The organism is Xanthomonas dyei, assembly GCF_002939865.1.
GTDB lineage: Bacteria > Pseudomonadota > Gammaproteobacteria > Xanthomonadales > Xanthomonadaceae > Xanthomonas > Xanthomonas dyei.
On sequence record NZ_MDEE01000109.1, the window covers coordinates 1 to 1,070 of the forward strand.

The window sequence follows — 1,070 nt, forward strand, 5'->3', positions numbered from 1 at the left end:
GAACTTGCTCTTGCGCATCGTTAGTCTCCTCGGTGGCTAGTGTGCCCGGAGACCTGTAGTGATGGATGGATCAATTTTATGGGGAGTCGACAATAAGAGAGACCGATAACTGACTAAACCAAGCAGTTGACATCCCAAGCAACCAGTAGCAACCTCTACCTCAAGGAGCGTAGAAACTCCTCTAGTAGCGGTACCCACCTCCGTCAAACCGGTGGGTTTTTTGTGCCTGCCTACAGGTACAAACCGACGCGATGCCTGCGTCGGGAGGGCGGCTAATACAACACTCCTTCGGGAGGAATACGCCCGCCGACTACTAGCGGTTTCTAACCTCCCGACATCCCGTCGCCGGCCGGCGACGGTGCCTGTTCTTCGAAGGAGGCCTTGTCATGGCAGATGTATCGATAGTGCAGATGGGTGGGCGTCGTCGCTCCATGGTGCTGGCGGAGGTGAGGCGATGAGCCGGGCGCAGCCAACGACCGCCAAGCGGAACAAACCAAACGCCAAACGCACCGTTACCGCGAAGCGGGCGACCACACAGGTAATAAAAGACACGCAGCCTACGCGGCTGGTGCCCTCGCCCACGTTCGATGTGGACAATCTCGACTTCGACCGTCACACCAGACCTCGCGCGGACGATTTACCGCAGCGCCCTCCGCGCAAGGCGCGCACCCCCACGCGCTGCACGGTGGGTTATGCGTTCTACGAAGCCGAACCCGGCCGGACGCACAGCCAGCGCATTCCCAGCGTGCGCTTGCGCGGGCTGTGGCTGGAGCAGTTGGGGTTTGCCGTTGGCTGCAAGCTGCAGATCAGTGCGCGCGAGGGTAAGTTGGTAGTGACGTTAATAGACGATTTTAGCCAGCTAGGCAGTGAAGCGGATTCATTGTGCGGTTGAAACTGCGCTGGGGCTTCGCCTCCGTACCCTCACCCCAACCCCTCTCCCGGAGAGAGAGGGGCTTTATGCTGGCATGCTTGAGAGTTTGGATCTTAGGTATCCCCACGTTTTTAAGGTACCAGGCTCATCTGCTCGCGCACTGCGTCGGGCAGGGTGCGCAAGCGTTCTAGCCAGCGTG

Annotated in this window: 1 protein-coding gene; it reads left to right on the forward strand. The window is 59.3% G+C overall.

Annotation, left to right across the window (positions count from 1 at the left end; all coding sequences use genetic code 11):
* Window positions 1-454: 454 nt before the first annotated feature.
* Window positions 455-892: a SymE family type I addiction module toxin gene (locus tag XdyCFBP7245_RS23415; protein WP_104617721.1), complete on the forward strand. Its 438-nt coding sequence runs from the start codon at window positions 455-457 to the stop codon at window positions 890-892.
* The last annotated feature ends 178 nt before the right edge of the window (window positions 893-1,070 follow it).